Raw genomic sequence first — 440 nt, forward strand, 5'->3', positions numbered from 1 at the left:
GGGCAGGATTTGAACCTACGACCTTCGGGTTATGAGCCCGACGAGCTACCGAACTGCTCCACCCCGCGACATCAAAGATATTTCTTAATACTATTAATGGTGGAGGCTGAGGGGATCGAACCCCCGACCCTCTGCTTGTAAGGCAGATGCTCTCCCAGCTGAGCTAAGCCTCCATACTACTATGACCCGTAGGGGATTCGAACCCCTGTTACCTCCGTGAAAGGGAGGTGTCTTAACCCCTTGACCAACGGGCCATGCTATAGAATAATTCTGGCGGAGAGAGAGGGATTCGAACCCTCGAGACGCTTTTGGCGCCTACACGATTTCCAATCGTGCTCCTTCGGCCAACTCGGACACCTCTCCATATGGCTCCCCGAACAGGACTCGAACCTGTGACAACTCGATTAACAGTCGAGTGCTCTACCAACTGAGCTATCAGG

At 53.4% G+C, this 440-nt stretch carries 3 tRNA genes; all 3 read right to left on the bottom strand.

What is annotated here, in order from left to right:
- Window positions 1-97: 97 nt before the first annotated feature.
- The 3 genes from HFD99_RS24945 to HFD99_RS24955 all read right to left on the bottom strand — a co-directional run bounded on the left by HFD99_RS24945 (window position 98) and on the right by HFD99_RS24955 (window position 363).
- Window positions 98-173: transfer RNA gene (locus HFD99_RS24945), tRNA-Val, on the bottom strand.
- 9 nt (window positions 174-182) lie between these two features.
- Window positions 183-254: transfer RNA gene (locus tag HFD99_RS24950), tRNA-Glu, on the bottom strand.
- Between the two features lie 17 nt (window positions 255-271).
- Window positions 272-363 (bottom strand) — tRNA-Ser (locus tag HFD99_RS24955).
- Window positions 364-440: the final 77 nt, after the last annotated feature.

The sequence above is a fragment of the Paenibacillus sp. EKM301P genome (genome assembly GCF_011800295.1).
Taxonomy (GTDB): Bacteria; Bacillota; Bacilli; order Paenibacillales; family Paenibacillaceae; genus Paenibacillus; species Paenibacillus polymyxa.